The organism is Simiduia sp., assembly GCF_058345725.1.
In genome coordinates, this window is the sequence record NZ_JBTUOC010000088.1 from 1 (window position 1) to 18,326 (window position 18,326).

The 18,326-nt window shown below is 57.9% G+C and carries 20 protein-coding genes; 7 read left to right on the top strand and 13 right to left on the bottom strand.

Annotated features, from left to right (window positions below):
* Nucleotides 1-485: cyclic nucleotide-binding domain-containing protein (locus ACW8F6_RS17110; RefSeq protein WP_491577102.1), on the bottom strand; the 485-nt coding region annotated here is incomplete at its 3' end.
* A 299-nt stretch (nt 486-784) separates the two neighbouring features.
* Here ACW8F6_RS17110 and ACW8F6_RS17115 point away from each other — a divergent pair.
* A complete protein-coding gene (locus tag ACW8F6_RS17115; protein WP_491577103.1) occupies nt 785-1,207 on the top strand; it encodes an OsmC family protein in 423 nt (140 codons plus the stop codon).
* Between the two features lie 19 nt (nt 1,208-1,226).
* On the opposite strand, the gene ACW8F6_RS17120 is transcribed toward ACW8F6_RS17115, so the two are convergent.
* Both ACW8F6_RS17120 and coq7 read right to left on the bottom strand, forming a co-directional pair.
* Nucleotides 1,227-1,703: a GAF domain-containing protein gene (locus tag ACW8F6_RS17120; protein ID WP_491577104.1), complete on the bottom strand. Its 477-nt coding sequence runs from the start codon at nt 1,701-1,703 to the stop codon at nt 1,227-1,229.
* Nucleotides 1,700-2,338 carry a 2-polyprenyl-3-methyl-6-methoxy-1,4-benzoquinone monooxygenase gene (coq7, locus tag ACW8F6_RS17125; RefSeq protein WP_491577105.1) on the bottom strand — a complete coding sequence of 213 codons (639 nt, stop codon included), beginning with the start codon at nt 2,336-2,338 and terminating at the stop codon, nt 1,700-1,702. Before coq7 ends, ACW8F6_RS17120 begins: the two co-directional genes overlap by 4 nt.
* 159 nt (nt 2,339-2,497) lie before the next feature.
* Here coq7 and ACW8F6_RS17130 point away from each other — a divergent pair, with 159 nt between their 5' ends.
* Nucleotides 2,498-4,015: an AAA family ATPase gene (locus ACW8F6_RS17130; RefSeq protein WP_491577106.1), complete on the top strand. Its 1,518-nt coding sequence runs from the start codon at nt 2,498-2,500 to the stop codon at nt 4,013-4,015.
* Nucleotides 4,016-4,107: 92 nt separating this feature from the next.
* Here ACW8F6_RS17130 and purD read toward each other — a convergent pair whose 3' ends face one another.
* From purD to prmA, 6 genes are all read right to left on the bottom strand, one after another.
* The gene (purD, locus tag ACW8F6_RS17135; protein ID WP_491577107.1) at nt 4,108-5,397 is read right to left on the bottom strand and encodes a phosphoribosylamine--glycine ligase; all 1,290 of its coding nucleotides are present in this window, start codon (nt 5,395-5,397) and stop codon (nt 4,108-4,110) included.
* Nucleotides 5,398-5,567: 170 nt separating this feature from the next.
* The gene (purH, locus tag ACW8F6_RS17140) at nt 5,568-7,151 is read right to left on the bottom strand and encodes a bifunctional phosphoribosylaminoimidazolecarboxamide formyltransferase/IMP cyclohydrolase (protein WP_491577108.1); all 1,584 of its coding nucleotides are present in this window, start codon (nt 7,149-7,151) and stop codon (nt 5,568-5,570) included.
* 77 nt (nt 7,152-7,228) lie between these two features.
* On the bottom strand, nt 7,229-7,513 hold the full coding sequence (fis, locus tag ACW8F6_RS17145) for a DNA-binding transcriptional regulator Fis (RefSeq protein WP_042455827.1): 285 nt from the start codon (nt 7,511-7,513) through the stop codon (nt 7,229-7,231).
* Nucleotides 7,514-7,530: 17 nt separating this feature from the next.
* Nucleotides 7,531-8,520, bottom strand: a complete 990-nt coding sequence (gene dusB, locus ACW8F6_RS17150) for a tRNA dihydrouridine synthase DusB (RefSeq protein ID WP_491577109.1) — start codon at nt 8,518-8,520, stop codon at nt 7,531-7,533.
* Nucleotides 8,521-8,698: 178 nt separating this feature from the next.
* Complete coding sequence (locus ACW8F6_RS17155) at nt 8,699-10,168, bottom strand: zinc-ribbon and DUF3426 domain-containing protein (protein ID WP_491577110.1); 1,470 nt, start codon at nt 10,166-10,168, stop codon at nt 8,699-8,701.
* Between the two features lie 212 nt (nt 10,169-10,380).
* A complete protein-coding gene (gene prmA, locus ACW8F6_RS17160; RefSeq protein WP_491577111.1) occupies nt 10,381-11,259 on the bottom strand; it encodes a 50S ribosomal protein L11 methyltransferase in 879 nt (292 codons plus the stop codon).
* 210 nt (nt 11,260-11,469) lie between these two features.
* Between prmA and ACW8F6_RS17165 the strand changes: the two genes are divergently transcribed.
* On the top strand, nt 11,470-12,501 hold the full coding sequence (locus ACW8F6_RS17165) for a LacI family DNA-binding transcriptional regulator (protein ID WP_491577112.1): 1,032 nt from the start codon (nt 11,470-11,472) through the stop codon (nt 12,499-12,501).
* 15 nt (nt 12,502-12,516) lie between these two features.
* Entirely contained in the window at nt 12,517-13,059 is a 543-nt protein-coding gene (locus tag ACW8F6_RS17170) for a hypothetical protein (RefSeq protein ID WP_491577113.1), read from the top strand.
* A gap of 92 nt (nt 13,060-13,151) precedes the next feature.
* Here the strand turns inward: ACW8F6_RS17170 and ACW8F6_RS17175 are convergent, their stop codons facing one another.
* Nucleotides 13,152-13,715, bottom strand: coding sequence for a hypothetical protein (locus ACW8F6_RS17175; RefSeq protein WP_491577114.1), 564 nt, complete (start codon nt 13,713-13,715; stop codon nt 13,152-13,154).
* Nucleotides 13,716-13,755: 40 nt separating this feature from the next.
* On the bottom strand, nt 13,756-14,724 hold the full coding sequence (locus tag ACW8F6_RS17180; RefSeq protein WP_491577115.1) for a YHYH protein: 969 nt from the start codon (nt 14,722-14,724) through the stop codon (nt 13,756-13,758).
* 276 nt (nt 14,725-15,000) lie between these two features.
* Here ACW8F6_RS17180 and ACW8F6_RS17185 point away from each other — a divergent pair, with 276 nt between their 5' ends.
* Nucleotides 15,001-15,450, top strand: coding sequence for a PaaI family thioesterase (locus ACW8F6_RS17185; RefSeq protein WP_491577116.1), 450 nt, complete (start codon nt 15,001-15,003; stop codon nt 15,448-15,450).
* Here the strand turns inward: ACW8F6_RS17185 and ACW8F6_RS17190 are convergent.
* The gene (locus tag ACW8F6_RS17190) at nt 15,437-16,090 is read right to left on the bottom strand and encodes a ChrR family anti-sigma-E factor (RefSeq protein ID WP_491577117.1); all 654 of its coding nucleotides are present in this window, start codon (nt 16,088-16,090) and stop codon (nt 15,437-15,439) included. The genes ACW8F6_RS17185 and ACW8F6_RS17190 overlap by 14 nt on opposite strands.
* 28 nt (nt 16,091-16,118) lie before the next feature.
* Complete coding sequence (locus ACW8F6_RS17195; RefSeq protein WP_491577118.1) at nt 16,119-16,697, bottom strand: sigma-70 family RNA polymerase sigma factor; 579 nt, start codon at nt 16,695-16,697, stop codon at nt 16,119-16,121.
* Between the two features lie 372 nt (nt 16,698-17,069).
* Between ACW8F6_RS17195 and ACW8F6_RS17200 the strand changes: the two genes are divergently transcribed.
* A complete protein-coding gene (locus ACW8F6_RS17200; RefSeq protein WP_491577119.1) occupies nt 17,070-17,537 on the top strand; it encodes a nuclear transport factor 2 family protein in 468 nt (155 codons plus the stop codon).
* On the top strand, nt 17,534-18,301 hold the full coding sequence (locus ACW8F6_RS17205) for an SDR family NAD(P)-dependent oxidoreductase (protein WP_491577120.1): 768 nt from the start codon (nt 17,534-17,536) through the stop codon (nt 18,299-18,301). Before ACW8F6_RS17200 ends, ACW8F6_RS17205 begins: the two co-directional genes overlap by 4 nt.
* Nucleotides 18,302-18,326 lie beyond the last annotated feature (25 nt).

Consider the following 18,326-nt stretch of genomic DNA (forward strand, 5'->3'; position numbering starts at 1 on the left):
TGGGTCATGGCATCGGGTTCTTTACAGAGATCCAGCAGGGTGCGTGCCACGCGACCGGTCACATCTAAAAACGCCAAATCGCCCACTTTACGGGTGGTGTTGCGTAGGCGCTTCGCCATTTGCGTACCCAGCGCAAATAAAAACTCGGGGTGTGATTCGCTGAGTTCCTGGAACTTGCTGTAGCTGATTTCGGCCACTTCGCATTCGGTTTTGGCGCGTACCCAGGCGCTGCGGGATTCGTCGTCACTCTCAAACAAACCCATCTCGCCGAAAAAGTCGCCGTCGTTAAGGTAGGCCACAATCATTTCGTGGCCGTCGTCGTCCTCGATTAGGACGGTAACTGAGCCTTTGACGATGTAATAGAGCGAATCGCTTTTATCGCCGGCATAGATAATGGTGGTCTTCGCCGGGTAGCGGCGCCGGTGACAATGTTCCAGAAATTTGTCCACGTTTTTTATGTGTGGTGTCAGAGATACTGCGACCAAAATGTAACCCCTTGCGCTTGTTGCCAAAAGCTTTATGTGTGGCCTCGTGGGCCGGCACCGATTATGGCGTTTATCGGGTTTATGTACCAGCGAGCAAGTGACCGATGGTTCTTTGTCGGTCGTAAAAGCCTCCCATAGTGTGAACTGGTAGGCGTTTGCACCCAGTCGTTGGTTGGATACTGGCGTGTTTGTGGCGGCGAGTCCAGCGTTGCCGCCATTTTCTGACGGGGATAAGGTCTACACAGTATTTTGTGCTAATCTGCGCGCCTTTCACGGGTTTTTGCGACAAAGAGGTGAACATGCAGGCAACAGTGAAGTGGGTCGATGGCGTGATGTTCCTGGGAGAGTCCGGCAGTGGGCATCCCGTGGTGATGGATGGTGCCGCAGACCATGGTGGCCGCAATATGGGGGTGCGCCCCATGGAGATGATTTTATTGGGGTTGGGCGGCTGCGCCTCCTTTGACGTAATCAGTATATTGAAAAAGGCGCGCCAGTCGGTGACCGATTGTCGCGTCGAGCTGGAAGCCGAGCGCGCCGACGCCGTACCCTCGCCCTTTACCCGCATACACCTGCGCTTTGTCGTGACTGGCAAGGGTCTCAAAGAGGTTCAGGTAAAGCGCGCTGTCGAGCTGTCGGCCACCAAATACTGCTCGGCCTCGGTAATGCTAGAAGCCGCAGGTGTGGCGCTGAGCCACTCCTATGACGTGGTCGAGGTCGAATAAGGCAACCGCCGCATCGGACCTAGGCGGCGAAGGCGGGCGCCAAAAGCTGCAGCACCGCTTGCAAGCCGCGCTCGTCGGCCGGGCTAAAGGCGGCCGGATCGTTGGAGTCTAGATCCAGTACCGCGCGTACATTGCCCGAGGCATCCAGCACGGGCAGTACAATTTCCGATAGCGTACTGCTCGAGCAGGCGATGTGATACGGCAGGCTGTTGACGTCGGCCACGCGCTGAATGGTTTTGTCGGTGGCCGCTTTACCGCAAACGCCCCGATCAAAGGCAATTTGCAGACAACCGTGGCCGCCTTGATAGGGCCCCACTTTCAGCATGCCGGGTTCCGTCACACGGTAAAAGCCCGTCCAGTGACTGTAGGGCAGCGCCAGATGAATTTCACACACCAGCGTGGCCATCAAGGCGATTTCGTCGGTTTCACCGGCGGTTAAGGCGGTGCAATTGGCAAGTAGTTGCGCGTAAATGGCGTCTTTTTCGGTTTCGGTCATAGGCGATAACTGCTTTTAGTCATGAGAGTGGCTGATGCGCTCATCAACCCTTTTACGAGGGGGGGAAAGGCCAGCCCGCCAGCATCCAGTGCAGCCTGGGCGTGCTTGGCCTCGTCGGCTCGCATCTGCGCAACCACCGCCCGGCTTTTCTGGTCCTCTGCCGGTAGCGACGCCAGGTGGCTATCTAAATGTTTGCATACCTGATCTTCGGTGGCGGCCACGAAGCCCAGGCTGACCTTGTCGCTCACTAAGCCGGCGCCCGCGCCCAGCGCGAACGACAGGCCATACCACAGCGGGTTAAGCAGGCTCGGGCGGCTGTTGAGCTCCCGCAGGCGCTCCTCGCACCAGGCTAGATGGTCCACTTCCTCTTCGGCGGCCTGGGCCATTTCCTGGCGCACTTCCGGTAATTTGGCGGTTAATGCCTGGCCTTGATACAAGGCTTGGGCGCAGACTTCGCCCGTGTGGTTAACGCGCATCAGGCCGGCGGCGTGGCGCTCTTCGGCCGGCGCCAGCGGTGGCTCGGGCAGTGCGCGTGCGGGTGACGGGCGTCGGGCCTGAGCGGTGCCTCCGGCGAGCGTGCGCAGCGCCTTATCGGCTTCTATCAGGCAGCGGTCAATTAAACTGTGTCGAATCATAGCCCTGATGATGTAGTTGAAATGAGGGGCTAGTTTACGGGGTTTCAGGATTTTTTTCTGCCATCGACAGGGTACTATTGCACTGTCTGTAGTTATTCAGCACGCGCGGGTCGAACCCAATTGCCGTTGGCCTCGCGCGTGCAGCACAAGGAGAGGGTAGTGACCGATATTCGAGATCTGGCGTTATTATTGGGGTCCAAAACGCCCCTGTTGCTGTTGGAAACCTTTGACGAACTGCGCGCGTTGGAAACGGTGCAGCGCGCCGTATCGGAGGCCAGCAGCAGCGAGCGGGGCCGATTGCGCAGCCGCCCGGTGTATCGTTGGACTATCACTGATGGATTGGTGCGCCTAGGTTTTGGCGGCGAATTGTCGCTCAGTCCGATGGCCGGTGAGCCCCTGCCGCACCAAGAACCCGACGCGGTGTTGTTGCACCTCAAAACTGTGGAAAAACCCGCCGTAGTGATCCTGTGCGATTTTCACCCCTACCTGGAAGGCAATCCAAAGATTGTGCGAATGTTGAAAGACATCGCCATTGGCCACGCCCAGAATCGGCACACGTTGGTACTGGTCAGCCACGCCATCAAATTACCGCCAGAATTGTCGCGCATGGCGGCGCGCTTTAGCCTGTCGATGCCGTCGGACGAAGAGATCATGACCATCATTCGCGAAGAGGCCAAGGCCTGGTCGGCCAAAGGGCAGCGAGTGCGTGCAGACAGTGAAACCCTGGCGCGCATGGTGAGCAATTTAAAAGGGCTTAGTTTTGCCGACGTGCGCACCCTGGTGCGCTCAGCCATTGTGGACGACGGTGCGATAACCGATTCCGACCTGCCGGCGATTAACAAAGCTAAATTTGAATTGTTAAATCTCGACGGCGTAGTGTCCTTTGAGTTTGACACTGCCAGTTTTGCCGATGTGGGCGGACTGGCGCGCTTAAAAGCCTGGCTGAATAACCGCCATTCGGCGTTCGTCGATGGCGCGCTGGCCGATAAGCCCAAGGGTTTGATGTTGTTGGGTGTACAGGGCAGCGGCAAAAGTTTGGCCGCCAAGGCGGTGGCCGGTCTGTGGAGCGTGCCACTCTTGCGCCTGGATTTTGGCGCGCTTTATAACAAGTACCACGGCGAATCCGAGCGCAATTTGCGCGAGGCGCTGGCGCTAGCCGATCGCATGGCGCCTTGTGTGCTGTGGATGGACGAAGTGGAAAAGGGCCTGTCCACCGACGGCAGCGACAGCGGCACCAGCAAGCGCTTGCTGGCGACACTACTCACTTGGCAGGCCGAGCGCAAAACGCCGGTTTTTGTGGTGGCCACCGCCAACGATATTTCCGCACTGCCCCCCGAGCTGATGCGCAAGGGCCGTCTGGATGAAATATTTTTCGTGGATTTGCCCAAGAGCGAGGTGCGCGAACAGATATTTGCCATTCACTTAAAGCGCCGAGGCCTGGAGCGGCTGGCTATTCAACTGCCCATTTTGGCGGCTGCCGCCGAGGGCTTTTCCGGTGCCGAAATCGAGCAGGCCATCGTCTCGGCTATCTATTCCGCGCGCGCCAAGGGCGAGGCCTGCGGCGTACAGGAAATTTTACACGAACTGGCCAACACTAACCCACTGTCGGTGGTGATGGCCGAGCAGGTGGCGCAGTTGCGCGCCTGGGCGCAGGAGCGGTGCGTGCAAGCAGACTGAGTTACACAAACATTTAAGCCAAGTATTAAAAACGCCCCGCGAGTTGCACTCGCGGGGCGTTATTTTTTGCGCGATTCGTCAGACCTGTTTAGTCAGCTCTGCTGCTCGCGGGCGATGGCGCGATAGGCGATATCGGTGCGGCAGAAACTGCCATCCCAGCGAACCTGTTTGGCCAGTGCATAGGCGCGTTGCTGGGCGTCGCTTACGCTGTTGCCGAGCGCCGTAGCGCACAGCACGCGGCCGCCGTTGGTGACCACTTGCCCGTCCACCAACTGGGTGCCGGCGTGAAATACTTTTTCGCCGGCGGTGTCCTTTTGGGGCAGACCGTGAATGGTATCGCCCTTGCGGTAACTGCCGGGATAGCCTCCAGCGGCTAGCACGATGCCAACGGCGGCGCGCGGGTCCCACTGGGCGTAGGTTTGATCCAGTTTGCCTTCCAGTGCCGCGTTGCACAGACCCACCAAATCCGATTGCAGGCGCAGCATGATCGGTTGCGTTTCTGGATCGCCAAAGCGGCAGTTGTACTCAATGACTTTCGGGTTGCCCTCGGCATCGATCATTAAGCCGGCGTAGAGGAAGCCCGTGTAGTCGTTGCCCTCGGCGGCCATGCCGCGCACGGTGGGCATGATGACCTGATCCATGATTTTTTGATGCACGGCCTGGGTCACTACCGGTGCCGGCGAGTAGGCGCCCATACCGCCGGTATTGGGACCGGTGTCACCGTCGCCCACGCGTTTATGGTCTTGGCTGGTGGCCATCGGCAACACGTGTTTACCGTCTACCAATACGATGAAACTGGCTTCTTCGCCGGTGAGAAACTCTTCAATCACCACGCGGCAGCCGGCGTCGCCAAAGGCGTTGCCCGATAGCATATCGCGCACGGCGGCCTCCGCTTGCGCCAAGGTTTCCGCCACAATGACGCCCTTGCCCGCCGCCAGACCATCGGCTTTGACCACAATGGGCGCGCCTTTTTGGCGCAGGTAGACTAGCGCTGGCTCCACTTCGGTAAAGTTCTGGTAGTCGGCGGTGGGAATGGCGTGGCGTGCTAAAAAGTCTTTGGTAAATGCTTTTGAGCCTTCCAGTTGGGCAGCGCCTTTTGAGGGGCCAAAGCAGCGTAGGCCCTGGCCGGTAAAATAATCGACCACGCCGTCCACGAGCGGCGCCTCTGGGCCAACAATGGTTAGTTGCACGTCGTTGGCTTTGGCAAAGGTGGCCAGTTTTTCAAATTCCATGGCGCCAATGGCGATATTTTCCACTTTGGATTCTGTTTCCGTGCCGGCGTTGCCGGGCGCCACAAATACTTTTTGCACGGCAGGATTTTGCGCCGCCTTCCAGGCCAGCGCATGCTCACGGCCACCGGAACCAATCACTAAAATATTCATAAGGTTTGTCTCGTTTCTTAGAGCGGTTTGCTAATTTGGAGTAAAAGCCTTGGATTTTTTTGCGCTGGCAAGAAGGTACTGCGCGCAAGGCGGGCGCGTACAAATTGTACGCAACCAACTGAGCACAGCACCGACGCAGCCAGCGTGAAAAAGACACGCTTTTAAACAAATTAGTGGCGGAAGTGCCGAGTGCCGGTAAACACCATGGCCAGACCGTGCTCATCGGCCGCGGCAATGACTTCCTCATCGCGCATGGAACCGCCAGGCTGAATCACCGCGGCAATGCCGGCAGCCGCGGCGTTGTCGATACCGTCGCGGAAGGGGAAGAAGGCGTCCGATGCCATGACCGAACCAGGTACCGCCAAGCCTGCATGTTCCGCCTTTATGCCGGCAATGCGCGCAGAATTCACGCGGCTCATTTGACCGGCGCCCACGCCCACGGTGGCGTTGTCTTTACCGTATACGATGGCGTTGGATTTCACCATCATGGCCACGCGCCAGGTGAACAGCAAGTCGCGCATTTCAGCTTCGGTGGGCACTTTTTTGGTGACCACTTTCAAATCGGCGGCGGTGATGCTGTCGCTGTCGCGATCCTGTACCAGCAGACCGCCGGCAACGCGCTTGAAATCCAGTGCGGCGATGCCCGCATGGCCGTTATTGGCCCAGGCGCCACAGGCGAGCAGGCGCACATTTTTCTTGGCCTTCACGACCTCTACGGCGTCGGCGGCGACGCTGGGGGCAATGATTACTTCGACAAATTGCTTTTCTACAATGGCGCTGGCTGTCGTTGCGTCCAGTTCGCGGTTAAAGGCGATGATGCCGCCGAAGGCCGATTCGGGGTCGGTGGCAAAGGCGCGCTCGTATGCGGCCAGCAGGTTGTCGGCGCTGGCCACGCCGCAGGGGTTGGCGTGTTTGACGATGACACAAGTGGGGGCGTCAAACAATTTGACAGTTTCTAGCGCCGCATCGGTGTCGGCGATGTTGTTGTAAGAGAGTTCTTTGCCCTGCAATTGTTTGGCGGTGGCAATAGTGCCGGCGGCGGGGGCTTTTTCCACATAGAAGGCGCTCTTCTGGTGGCTGTTTTCGCCGTAGCGTAACTCTTGAACTTTATTAAATTGGGTGTTGAAGGTGCGCGGAAAGTGTTCGCTGCCACCGTCCACCAAGCGACCAAAGTAATTGGCAATGGCGCCATCGTAAGCGGCGGTGTGCTCGTAGGCTTTAATGGCCAGATCGAAGCGGGTTTTCAGCCGAGTTGCGCCGTTGTTTGCCTGCATTTCTGCAATGATGTGATTGTAGTCTGCGGCGTTGACCACGATGTTTACATGGGCGTGATTTTTCGCGGCTGCGCGCACCATGGTGGGGCCGCCAATGTCGATATTTTCAACGGCGTCGGCCAGCGAGCAGTCGGCTTTGGCCACGGTTTGCTCGAAGGGGTAGAGATTGACCACCACCATATCAATGGCGTTGATACCGTGCTCGGCCATGACAGCTTCGTCGGTGCCGCGTCGGCACAATATACCGCCGTGCACTTTCGGGTGCAGGGTTTTAACGCGACCGTCCATCATTTCGGGGAAACCGGTGTAATCGGAAACTTCAATGGCTGGGATGCCGCTGTCTTTGAGAAGTTTAAACGTGCCGCCGGTGGAGAGAATTTCCACGCCCTGGGCGTGTAGCGCCTGAGCGAATTCCACAATACCAGTTTTATCTGAAACGCTGATGAGCGCGCGTTGTATCTGAACCAAGTCAGAGCTCATAGAGGGTGTCCTAACGTTTGTGGGGCTGAAAAACGAAAGGGGTGAAACCACCCCTTTAAATTAAAACTATGTGTGCGTTACAGCAGGCCGTACTGCTTTAATTTCTTGCGCAGCGTGCCACGGTTAAGGCCCAGCACCTGCGCCGCTTTGGTCTGATTGTGGCGGGTGTATTTCAACACCACTTCCAACATCGGCGCTTCGACTTCAGCCATGACCATGTCGTACACGTTGGTAACGGGCTGGCCATCTAAATTGCGGAAGTAATTTTCCATGGCTTGGTCTACACAATCGCGCAGCGATTGGTTAGCACTGATCCCCGAGAAATTGTCTACTACAGTTTCTTTGGCGGGTGCCTCTGCCATAAAAGGTTCCAGTGTATTCATGCTGCTTTATCCTCATTCAATCTCAGCATCTCAAAATAATGTTGGATGCTGGCATGTTGCTGTTTTGCACACTCAAGTTTGTTAAACGTTTTTCTGAACGCCTCCGAACCGGGATGCGTTTTTAAATACCAGCCCACGTGCTTGCGGGCGATACGCGGCCCCATGACGGGGCCGTAAAAGTTTTCCAATGCCTGCAGGTGTTCGCACAACAAGTGCTGTACCTCACTGGCACTGGGCTCGGCCAATGGCTCGCCGGTGCGCAGGTAGTGATTTATCTCCCGGAATATCCAGGGACGCCCCTGCGCTGCCCGACCAATCATGACTGCCTGGGCGCCGGTGTAATCGAGCACTTGGCGGGCCTGCTCGGCTGTGCTGATATCGCCGTTGGCCAATACCGGTATAGCCACCGATTGCGCAATGGCCGCAATGGTGTCGTATTCCGCCTGGCCGCGAAAAGCGCAGGCGCGGGTACGACCGTGCACGGCCAATGCCGCTATGCCCGCCTGCTCGGCCATGCGGGCGATGGCGACGCCGTTGCGGTGATCTGGATCACTGCCGGTGCGTATTTTCAACGTGACCGGCACAGGTACTGCAGCGACCACGGCCGTTAATATATCGGCAACCAGTCGCTCATTGGCCAGCAGGGCTGAACCTGCGGCTTTTTTACAGACCTTTTTGGCGGGGCAGCCCATGTTGATGTCGATGATTTCGGCGCCATTGGCCACATTGAGCTGGGCCGCCTGCACGAGCATCTCCGGGTCGCCACCGGCAATTTGCACCACCCTGGGTGTCGCCTCGTCGTCGTGTGCCAGGCGCAGACTGGATTTGCGGCTGTGCCAAAGGCGGATGTCACTCGTGACCATTTCAGAGGCCGCCAAGCCCGCGCCGAAGCGCAAACACAGCTTCCGAAATGGCAGATCGGTCACCCCGGCCATGGGTGCGAGCACCGCCTGGCTATCGATGATGTGATGGCCGATGTTAAACACGTAAACACCCTGGTCTGGCAATGATTTAGACGACAGCACAAGCCAAATGGCCTGCGCGAAAAGGGCAGCTATGATACCCGCAGGCGGGGCGTGGTTAAAAGCAGAAAATACACAAAATGGTGAAATTTTAATCTGGTTTTTGCCGGCCAAATATGCTTGGCCGGCGCGGGATCAGGGCTTACTGGACAATGCGTGCGGTGTAGTTCACGGCCTCCTGGCCCGGGTCCAGAATTTCCAGTGCAATGTGAACGGGCTGATTGCTGGGCATAATGGTTTGACCTGCCAGCTCGCCGCCCAAGTACTCTTTAGGTCTGAATTTGCGGGCCGCTACCAGATTGCCCTGCAGGTCTGAGAATTGAATTTCCAGCAGCGGGAAGGGCTGATTAAAGCGGGCTTTATTCAGCAGGACGGCGTCGATCAACAGGGCGTCTGCCAAGCGTGGGTGCGAGCGCACCACCAGGTTGGAAGCCTGTACCTGACGCGGGTCCGACATGGGCGGTGGCGTGCAGCCCAGCAGCGGACAAAAGGTTTGGTAGTAGGGGCGGGTAGCCTCTTGGCGGCCCCACTGTTCGATATTGTAGGCAAACAACTGGCCTATAAAGAGGACTAGCCCCAGGAGCGACAGGCCGCTCCACAACAGGCGCTTGGGCCAGGGCGAAGCCTCAACGTGGAAGCCAAATTCGAGCGGCTCGGGCTCGATAGCGCGCAGCGCGGCGCGGCGCTCCGGGTCGTAGGCGCGCAGGTGGGGTTCGTCGTCCACCTCTTCCATTTCGGTAAACAGGGGCTCGCGACGAGTGTCGTCCTCGTCTTCGGCCAATTGAAAAACGGGGGCCTTTTTATCGGTGGGCTCGTCGTAATCGTGGTCGTAGGGCGCACTGTCAAAGGTGGCCTCATCCAGTGCCGCCTGCTGGCCGGTGATGTTGAAATTGTCGTCCAGTGCCGCTTCCAGGTCGGCATCCGAGAGCGCGGTGAAAGTGCCGGTGGTGGCCCGCGAGTATGTTTCCGGGGCCTCTTGCTTGGCTGCTTTTTTCTGGGCTTCGCGGCTTTCGTCTTCGGCTTCTTCCAGAATGCTAAGCGCCCAGGATTCATCGGGCCGCTCTTTGTCTTCGTCATCATCCGGTTCCGCCGGTTTGATTTCGCGATCAAACAGGGACTTTTGCGGCTGATTGCTGGACTTGCGGGGCTCGAAAATGTCGAAAAAGCTCTCGGACAGCTCGCCGGTGCGGTCGGGCTCGTCCTCGTCAAAGAGGTCGTCGTGAATCAGCTGGTCGTCGTCCCACTCCGCCTCGTCGTCGATGGCCTGCTGGCTAAATTGTAAGCCGCTGGGCTTGGCAGCCGCCGCTGGTTTTTTTTCTACCGGTGCCGAGGGCGCAGCCTTGGCGGGGGTCGCCGCGGCCGGTTTGGCCGGTGCAGCGGCTTTGGCGGCGGTAGCCAGGGGCTTGGGTTGTACGGTTTTGGGGGCTGGTTGAGCGGCGGGTTTGGCTGCGGTTGGCGCCGCTTTAGCGGGGGTTTTTACCAGATTGTCGGCGGCGCGGAAGATCTGCAGGCAAGATCCACAGCGCACGGCACCCTTGGCGCGGTCCATTTGCGCCTGAGTGATGCGAAATGACGTGCTGCACTTGGGGCAGCGGGTCACGAATTGGGTCATAAGCGGCGTAATCCTTACGGCTTGAGCGTTATCTGGTTGGGCGGCACGGATAGGGTGCCGCCCCAACTATTGCACGGGGCAAAAGTGCGCGCGCGTGCAGAGTTTAGTCTGTGTGGTGGATAAGGTAAATCGCGCCACGGCAGCCGCCCCGCAGGGTGGCGGCCGTTTATCGGTGCGCCGGTGGCGCTCTACAGGTGTTGGCGGGCGCGATTCTAGCGAACTTTGCGGCCCGTAAGTCTGACCCACTCCTCTTTTTGCGCAATTGGATCAAAGTCAAACTGCGGGTAAGCCGCCATGACTGTTTCCGCCTGGCTGGCCAAAATGCCAGACAGGCACAGGCTGCCGCCATCTTTGACTCGGCCGCTCAAGGTCTCGGCCAGCGATACCAGTGGCCCGGCCAAAATGTTGGCGAGCACTAGGTCCGCCTGGCCATGGGGTGCATCGTCGGGCAGGTAGACGGGCATGGCGTCGGAGGGCAGGCCATTGCGTCCGGCGTTGTCGCGAGTGGCCAGCAGGGCCTGTGGATCGATATCCACGCCCACTACCTGGCGCGCGCCCAGCAGCAGTGCCGCGATGCCCAAAATGCCGGAGCCGCAGCCAAAATCTACCAGCTGTTGGCCGGTCAGCGTTTGCGCGTCCAACCACTGCAAGCATAAAAACGTGGTGGGGTGGGTGCCGGTGCCAAAGGCCAGGCCTGGGTCCAGCATGAGGTTGACGGCACTCGCCTGGGGCGGTTCTTTCCAACTGGGGCAAACCCACAGGCGCTCGCCGCAGCAAATGGGCTGAAAGTTTTCCATCCACTCGCGCTCCCAGTCTTTATCTTCCAGCTGCTCCCAGCGCAATTGCTGCGGTGGATTGGGCAGTTGCGCCAGCAGTGCCAATAAAACGGCCTGGGTGTCGATATCGGCGTCGAACAGGCCGGTAATTCGCGTGGCGTCCCACAGGGGCGTCTCGCCCAGGTTGGGCTCCAATATGGGTTGATCGGCGTCGTCCTGCAGTGTGACGGAGACGGCCCCCACCTCTAGCAGCGCTTCGTCTATGGCTTCGGCTTGGGTGCGGTCGGTGTGGATAATGAGTTGGAGCCAGGGCATTGGGAATCTCTTGAGCTAGGAGATAGGTTTGCGCTATCCCCGCGATTATTCGAAAGCGGAGCATTATAGCCTGACGCTTGGCAGAAGGCGTGGCTTTCTATAACCTGCATGGAGGCCGCGCAGACGGTCAGACACATTGGCCAGGGTTGCCGCGCGCGCCTTGGCCTAGGGTGTTACAAACATAATGAAACCTACGAGCAATCACTAGCGATGAAAGATAGCAGGCCAACCTCACTGGATATCGCCTATCGTGCCGGCGTATCACAGTCCACCGTGTCGCGCGCGCTGCGCGACAGCCCATTGGTAAGTTTAGAAACGCGGGAAAAAATCAAAGCCATTGCGCGCGAATTGAATTACAAGGTCGACAAAGCAGCCAGCAATCTGCGAGCGAAATCCAGCCGCACGTTGGCGCTGCTGATTCGGGAGGATCCCACTACCGATGAGTCGCACATCAATCCGTTCTTTCTGTCTATGCTGGGGTCGATAACTCGGGCCACCGCCGCCAAGGGCTACGATTTATTGGTGACGTTTCAACAGCAGAGCGAAGACTGGCATCGGGATTTCGAAGATTCACACCGCGCCGACGGCTTGATTTTGCTTGGCTACGGCGCCTACGACAGCTATGTGGAGCGCTTGCGTCATTTGTTGGATGCCGGTGCCCACTTTATTTGCTGGGGCGCGGTGCATCCCGATCAGCCCGGCTGCTCGATCGGCTGCGACAACGAAGAGGGCGGCTTTCTAGCGGGACAACACTTGGTGAATCTGGGCCGCCGGCGCATTGCATTTTTGGGCGATACCTCGGCCAACAGTCCAGAATTTCGCGCCCGTTATCAGGGCTTTTGCCGAGCGTTAAATGGTGCCGGAATTGAGCATGCGCCGGAATTATTGGTGGCCGCAGAAACCATTGAAACACTGGGTTTTGAAGCGGTGCAAAATCTCATTCGCGCCGGCGTTGCCTTTGATGCGGTTTTCGCCGCCAGCGATCTCATTGCCATTGGCGCCCTGCGCGCGCTGCAAAAGGCAGGCAAGCAGGTGGGCGCCGACGTGTCGGTCATGGGGTTTGACGATATCCAATCGGCCGCCTACATCACCCCGTCGCTGTCTACTATTCGGCAAGATACGAATTTGGCTGGCACAATGCTGGTGGATAATTTGTTGCGCATTGTGGCCGGCGAGGCGGTGACGCCCACGCTCATGCCGCCAAAACTCATTGTGCGAGAATCCTGTGGCGCGACGAGCTAGCGCCAGCAGCGAAACATGCAATTAAAGCTAGCGGAGAAAAGGAAGGGCAGAGGGTTGTTACACGCCATAAAATTTATGGGTGGCATTTTGCTGTGTTTACTATCAGCAGGGGCATTGCAGGCGAGTGACCGGTCGCCCTACGCAGATTTTGAGAAACTCAAATCTTTGGTGGGCGAGTGGCAAAAAGAAGGCGGCAATGGGGACTTTTACATCGCCTTTGAGTTGACGGCCAAGGGCAGTGTGCTGGTAGAAAATTGGCACTATAAAGGCGCGCTGCACTCAAGCACCGTTTACCATCTCGATGGCGATGCGATACTGGCAACCCATTACTGTCCACAGGGTAATCAACCTCGGCTAAGGCAGCAACAACACGCAGGCGCGCAGCCGCTTTCCTTCGCGCTACAAGATGTTACTAATCTGGCGAGCGAACAGGCCAGCCACCAAGTGTATTTGGCCTTTGAGCTCTTGAGTGCAGAGCGCATGATTCGGCGCGAGGCCTATCGCAAGGGCGGCGAGGACTCGCCGTCGCAATTGGAGCTGGTGCGACGGACTCGCTAGTTCAGCCGAGCACCCCGTAGGCGCAGGCGCATGGACACTGTGGCGACCTGGCCCGCCAATTGCTCCGCTGCACGCCCAGTCGGCGCGGACAATTACTGGCGCGCTTGTGGTGTGTCAAAGAGCAGGGTTTTGGTGGGCGCCGAAGGCGTGACCACAAAGTGAATCTGCCGCTTGAGCAGTGCGTGTTTGGCGGTTAGCTGTAGGCGTTGCGTTGCTGCAGTTTTGCCATAGAGGCCATTATAAAAAACCACAGGTGTGTTTGCGTCCTCGAGTTTGAAAACTCCCATTACCACAATCTGTTGCACAGTCGCTGGGTCGCCCCGGTGCTCCTGCACTGGCGAGACAATCAAATCTTGTAAGGTTATTGCGCGATTTCCGGCGCGCAGGCTAATGTGCTCGTCGACGGCGCGCGCTATGGCCGGCCTAAACTGGTCGGTTTCGTCGTGGCTAATGCTACCGTCGCCGTTGGCATCTAGGTCGGTAAAAGCATCGGCGGGCAACGACAGCACCACATAGATACCGTCTCGGGTAAAATTTAAGGTGCCCTGTTGTGCCACCATTAGGTGTGCGTGCATTGGGCCGGCTGCGGTTAGCAAAAACAGCAGCAGTGCGAAGCGGTAGGTGCGGGTGCCGCGTGTGTGATGTGACAACGACATAGTGTTTCGCTCGATCAGTGGAGGTTGGTGTCAGCGTGGTTCAGAGCGCGCCTTTGACACAGCGTTGGAAATAGGGATAGCTGTCGGTGGCGTAGTAGTGGTAAATGCCCGCTGGAAACTCTGGCGTGACGCCCACTCGACCATTGCACTCATCTAGGTCGCCGGACCCCGCAACGTATTCCCAATCTTGCAGAAAGGTACCCAGCGGATAGGTGTCGGTGGACGGGCGATTGGCGCTGATGGTTGTTTTCAGTTGGTAGCTGCCGGTCATAATTTTAACTTCGGATTGGGCATCGTCTGCCACGCTATAACCATAGCGCGCGTAAATTGGAAAGCCGTCTGCGGCCCAGCCAATGAGTGTCATGGTGCTGCTGTTACCACCGCGTTTGGCCACAAATCCTTCTGGTATGCCGTGATAATGGTAGGCGCCGTCGGGTTGGACGTGGGCGTTGTTGGCGTCGGTGCCAAAGTCGAATTGGGTTTGACCAAGGGCTTCAATGGACCAGTTGCCGCTGTGATCTATCAGACTGCAATAGGTGCCGCTATCGTTGCAGGAGCCGGCTGTGTTGGCGTCAATTTTTACTCCGTTGAGTACATAGCCTGCCGCCCCTCTGGGACCGCCCAATTGGGTGGCGCTAGTGCCACTTGCCGGCGACAGGGTGTAGCTGGCAGTCACCGATTGTTCGCTGATGGTATTGGGATTGGCGGGGTTGGGAAAGTCGCCCACTGGGTGATCGGGTATGCCGTTGGCAACCAGTTCGCGGGTGCTCGCGGTACAGGTCCAGATGGCTGTACTGGTGTAGTTTAGCGAGGTCTGGGTATTGAGCGTTGTATCGCTGTAGTCGCACAGTACGCCGGCGGTGAGGCCGCCAGTTGTTTGGGTGTCGTTGCCAGTGTCGTTCGATATATCTGCACTGTCGCGACTGCCGCTGCCGCAGGCGATGAGTACTGCGGCCAGCAGTAGGCCCAGGCTGGTGTTCAGTGCATGCGCTTGAAGGTGTCGTTGCATGATTCAGTGCTCCACGGCGTGTTCTAGGGTCGCTGGCGACCTGTCGCCAAGCTTGCACACCATGGTAAGCGGCAAATGTGCAAACAATATGGACTGCACCGTGAATCGCCCCGCACCCACACAGCGCCGGGACAGTGGTGGTTTGGCGCTACTGGTTTAGCGCGCGATAAGGGGCGGGAAAGACCGCTGACTTTGAGCGATAGTGTCACTGGCAGGAGCCGCTGCCGGGGTTAGTATGGCGCTTTCCTTTTTCCTCTGACTGGAGAGATCTACAAAATGGAACAGACGGCGGAGGCCATCAACCAATTGCTTAAGGCGCGCTTTCCCGGTGCGGGGCTGACGTTTCCCCCCGCGTGTTTTACGACCATGGGCGGCGAATTTTTGACCTTTGATGCCGCCGCCAAGCGCTTGCGCGTGCGCTTTCCCGTGCGGCCAGAGTTTGCCAATCCCATGGGCTACATGCAGGGGGGGCTAATTGTGGGTGCCATTGATAACACGGTGGGACCGTTGACGTTTTTAGTGGCACCGCCCTCGGTTACGACGCAGATGAACACCAGTTACATTCGGCCGATTACACCGGATTTATCCCACTTTGAGGTAGAGGCTGTGTTGACCGAACAAACGCGCAGACTACTGTTTGTGGATGCGGTAGTTTATGCAGGCAGCAAGCAATTGGCGCAAGCCCGTGCCAGTTGCACGGTAATGGCGCCAACTACTGAGGCTTAAAGCTTAGGAAGGGGTTGAGCAGGCGCGTCAAGGCACCGGTCATGCGCACGGGCGCAGCCACTACCGATAGGCAGATGCAGGGCGCATCGCGACTGGCCAGAGGCCGGTGCACCTGGCCTGCTTCGCGCACCAGAAAATCGCCCTCGTTGTAAATGCCGTTTTCATCCGAAAAACTGCCGTCGAGTACCAGGGTAATTTCGGTACCGCGGTGATCGTGTTCGGCGACGCTGCCGCCCGCTTTGATGCGGTGCAGCGCCACTTCAAATTCGTTTTGCCCAGTGCGCAGACGGGCCATGTCTAACGAAGGCGTCAAAAATTCCCACTTGACGCTCCCCTGTTGTGCCATGAGCTTATCGATAACGCGGGGCATTCGGCCGTTGTGGGCGGTGCGTGCACGGGGTGTGAGTGCATCGGGCGCTGCGTCGAGCTGCTCCATAACCTTGTCGAGCAGGTCGTCGCTGACGGCGATGGCCTCTGCATCTTGCATCAAGGTGCCGCCCACCTGCGTTAGTCGGTCGACCCGCTGCTGGCAATGGCGACAAAAATGTAAATGCGACGACACCGCAATACTTTGCGCAAAGGCCAGGGTGCCGGCGCTGAATTCGAGGAGCAGATTATCGTCGGGGTGATACTTGATCATAGACTTACCTTGCATTCGCATGCCTGCATCACGGGGTGGCTTCGCGGCCAACCACGTCCTGTAATTTTTTAAGGGCCAAGCGCACACGCGACTTGACCGTACCCAGTGGCAGTCCCAGCTCGTTAGACACTTCTGAATGCGATTTGGACTCCATGTACACTTTTTTGAGCACCAGCGATTGCTCGTCCGGCAGTGTGGCAAGGGCCGCCGCTACCGTTTGCTGGTCGCGCGCTTGCTGTAGTTGTACAAAGGGTGTTTCGGCGCTTTCGTCTTCGTAGAGGTCGTCGGCGATCAATTCTTCGGTTTCCGCATTGGCCTGCCGGCGCAGCCAATCAATTCGACTGTTTCGGGCGATGGTGTACAGCCAGGTGGTGGCCGAAGACTTGCTGTTGTCAAACTGGCTGGCGCGATTCCACACCTTAATCATGACTTCTTGCACCAACTCTTCGGCCTGGGCGCCATTCAAGCGCGAGCCCTTCATCAAAAAGCCTTTCAACAGTGGCGAAAAATGCTGGAAAAACTGGGCGAAGCTCGCGCGGCAGCGCCGCTCGGCGATTTGCAGGAGCGCTAGACTCCACTGGTCATCCCGCTGGGGGGCTTCATTCACAGGCGATCTCCGACGCGCTGAGCGAATCTCTCGACAGGCCTCGGTGGGCCGTGTGGTTCTGGGGTTAATGGCCATCATAGTCTGGCTATTCCTGAGAAGCTACTGAAGCGCCGGAGCGCGGTGGAGGTGCCGTCATTGCGACCCGCTTGCCCCTGTTACGCGCATTGCGCGCCCTTGGATCACTTGCGCGTCCCTCCGGCAGAGCTGCTCAGTTTGCTTAGTCTATACCTTAATTCAGACCGGCGCGGTGCGCCGTCGTGCGAACTATTTGAGTGCAGCGTGCAGAATGATCCGAGTTTGTGGGTCGCGCGTAGAGGTAAGTCAGAAGGGGCCGCGGGCACCGCGACGCAAACGCGATATTTAAGGAGGTAGGTGTTGGAGCCGCTAATCAATAATTTTAAGGCCTGTTACCGCTGTTTTTCCGAGAAAAGTGTGGCACTGCTGCCGGAAATTTATGCCCCCCATGCGGAATTTAACGACCCCGTGCACAGGGTGGTAGGGCTTGATGCCATTCGCGCCTATTTTATTGATATGTGCCAAAACCTCACCCGCTGTGAATTCAGATTTGAGTCTGTCGTCAACAGTGGAGATCAGCTGTGCATTCGTTGGTGCATGGTCTTTGAACACCCGCGCCTGCGCGGCGGTGAGCCCATTGGCGTGCCGGGCGTCAGCTGGCTGTGGGTGCAGGACGGCAAAATCGTACGCCACGATGACCATTACGACATGGGCGCGCTGATGTACGAACATTTACCGCTACTGGGTCGTGTGGTGCGGTACCTGCGCAAGCGTCTGGCGGTGACGCCGGCGCGCAAGCAACCACTAGAGGCGAATGCTGCGTGATTACCGGCAAATGCATTTGGGTAACGGGCGCCTCTAGGGGTATCGGTAAAGCGATAGCTGAGCAACTTTTACAGTGGGGCAACCACGTCATCGTTAGCGCCCGCCGGCGCGAATCTTTGGAAGCGCTGCAGGGCGCACGTCCAGGTCAGCTGTCCGTATTGCCCTTTGATGTCAGTGCCACGGGAGCGCTCGAACAGGTGGCCGAAGATATGGCGGCCATCACCGACTTTATAGATATTGCGATTTTGAACGCTGGTACCTGCGAATACGTGGATTTGCCCAAGCTGGAACCCGTGCTGTTTGAGCGGGTATTTGCAACCAATGTACAAGGGGTGGTGAACAGCTTAAGTGTGGCCCTGCCATTGCTTCAGCGTGCGCGCAATGGCCAAGTGATTGCGGTGTCGAGTCTGTCGAGCCTACTACCTTTTCCCAGGGCCGAGGCCTACGGCGCCAGCAAGGCGGCAGTTGATTATCTAATGGATACCTTGCGCATCGATCTGGTGCCATTGGGTATAGATGTCACCCGAGTGCAACCGGGGTTTGTGGCAACGCCGTTGACGGATAAAAATGATTTTCCAATGCCCGGCATTGTGACCGTACAGCGGGCGGCGGATGAAATTCTGTGGGCGGTTGCTAAACGCAAACGCGTGCACCGGTTTCCCCGCAGGCTCGCTTGGCCATTGCGTGTTTTGCAGTGCCTGCGACCGGTGTGGGACAGATTCATTGCGCCCGGCCTACAACGAAAACCCAGGACTTTGTATTAACTAACTGCCATCGCCAGGTGGGCAT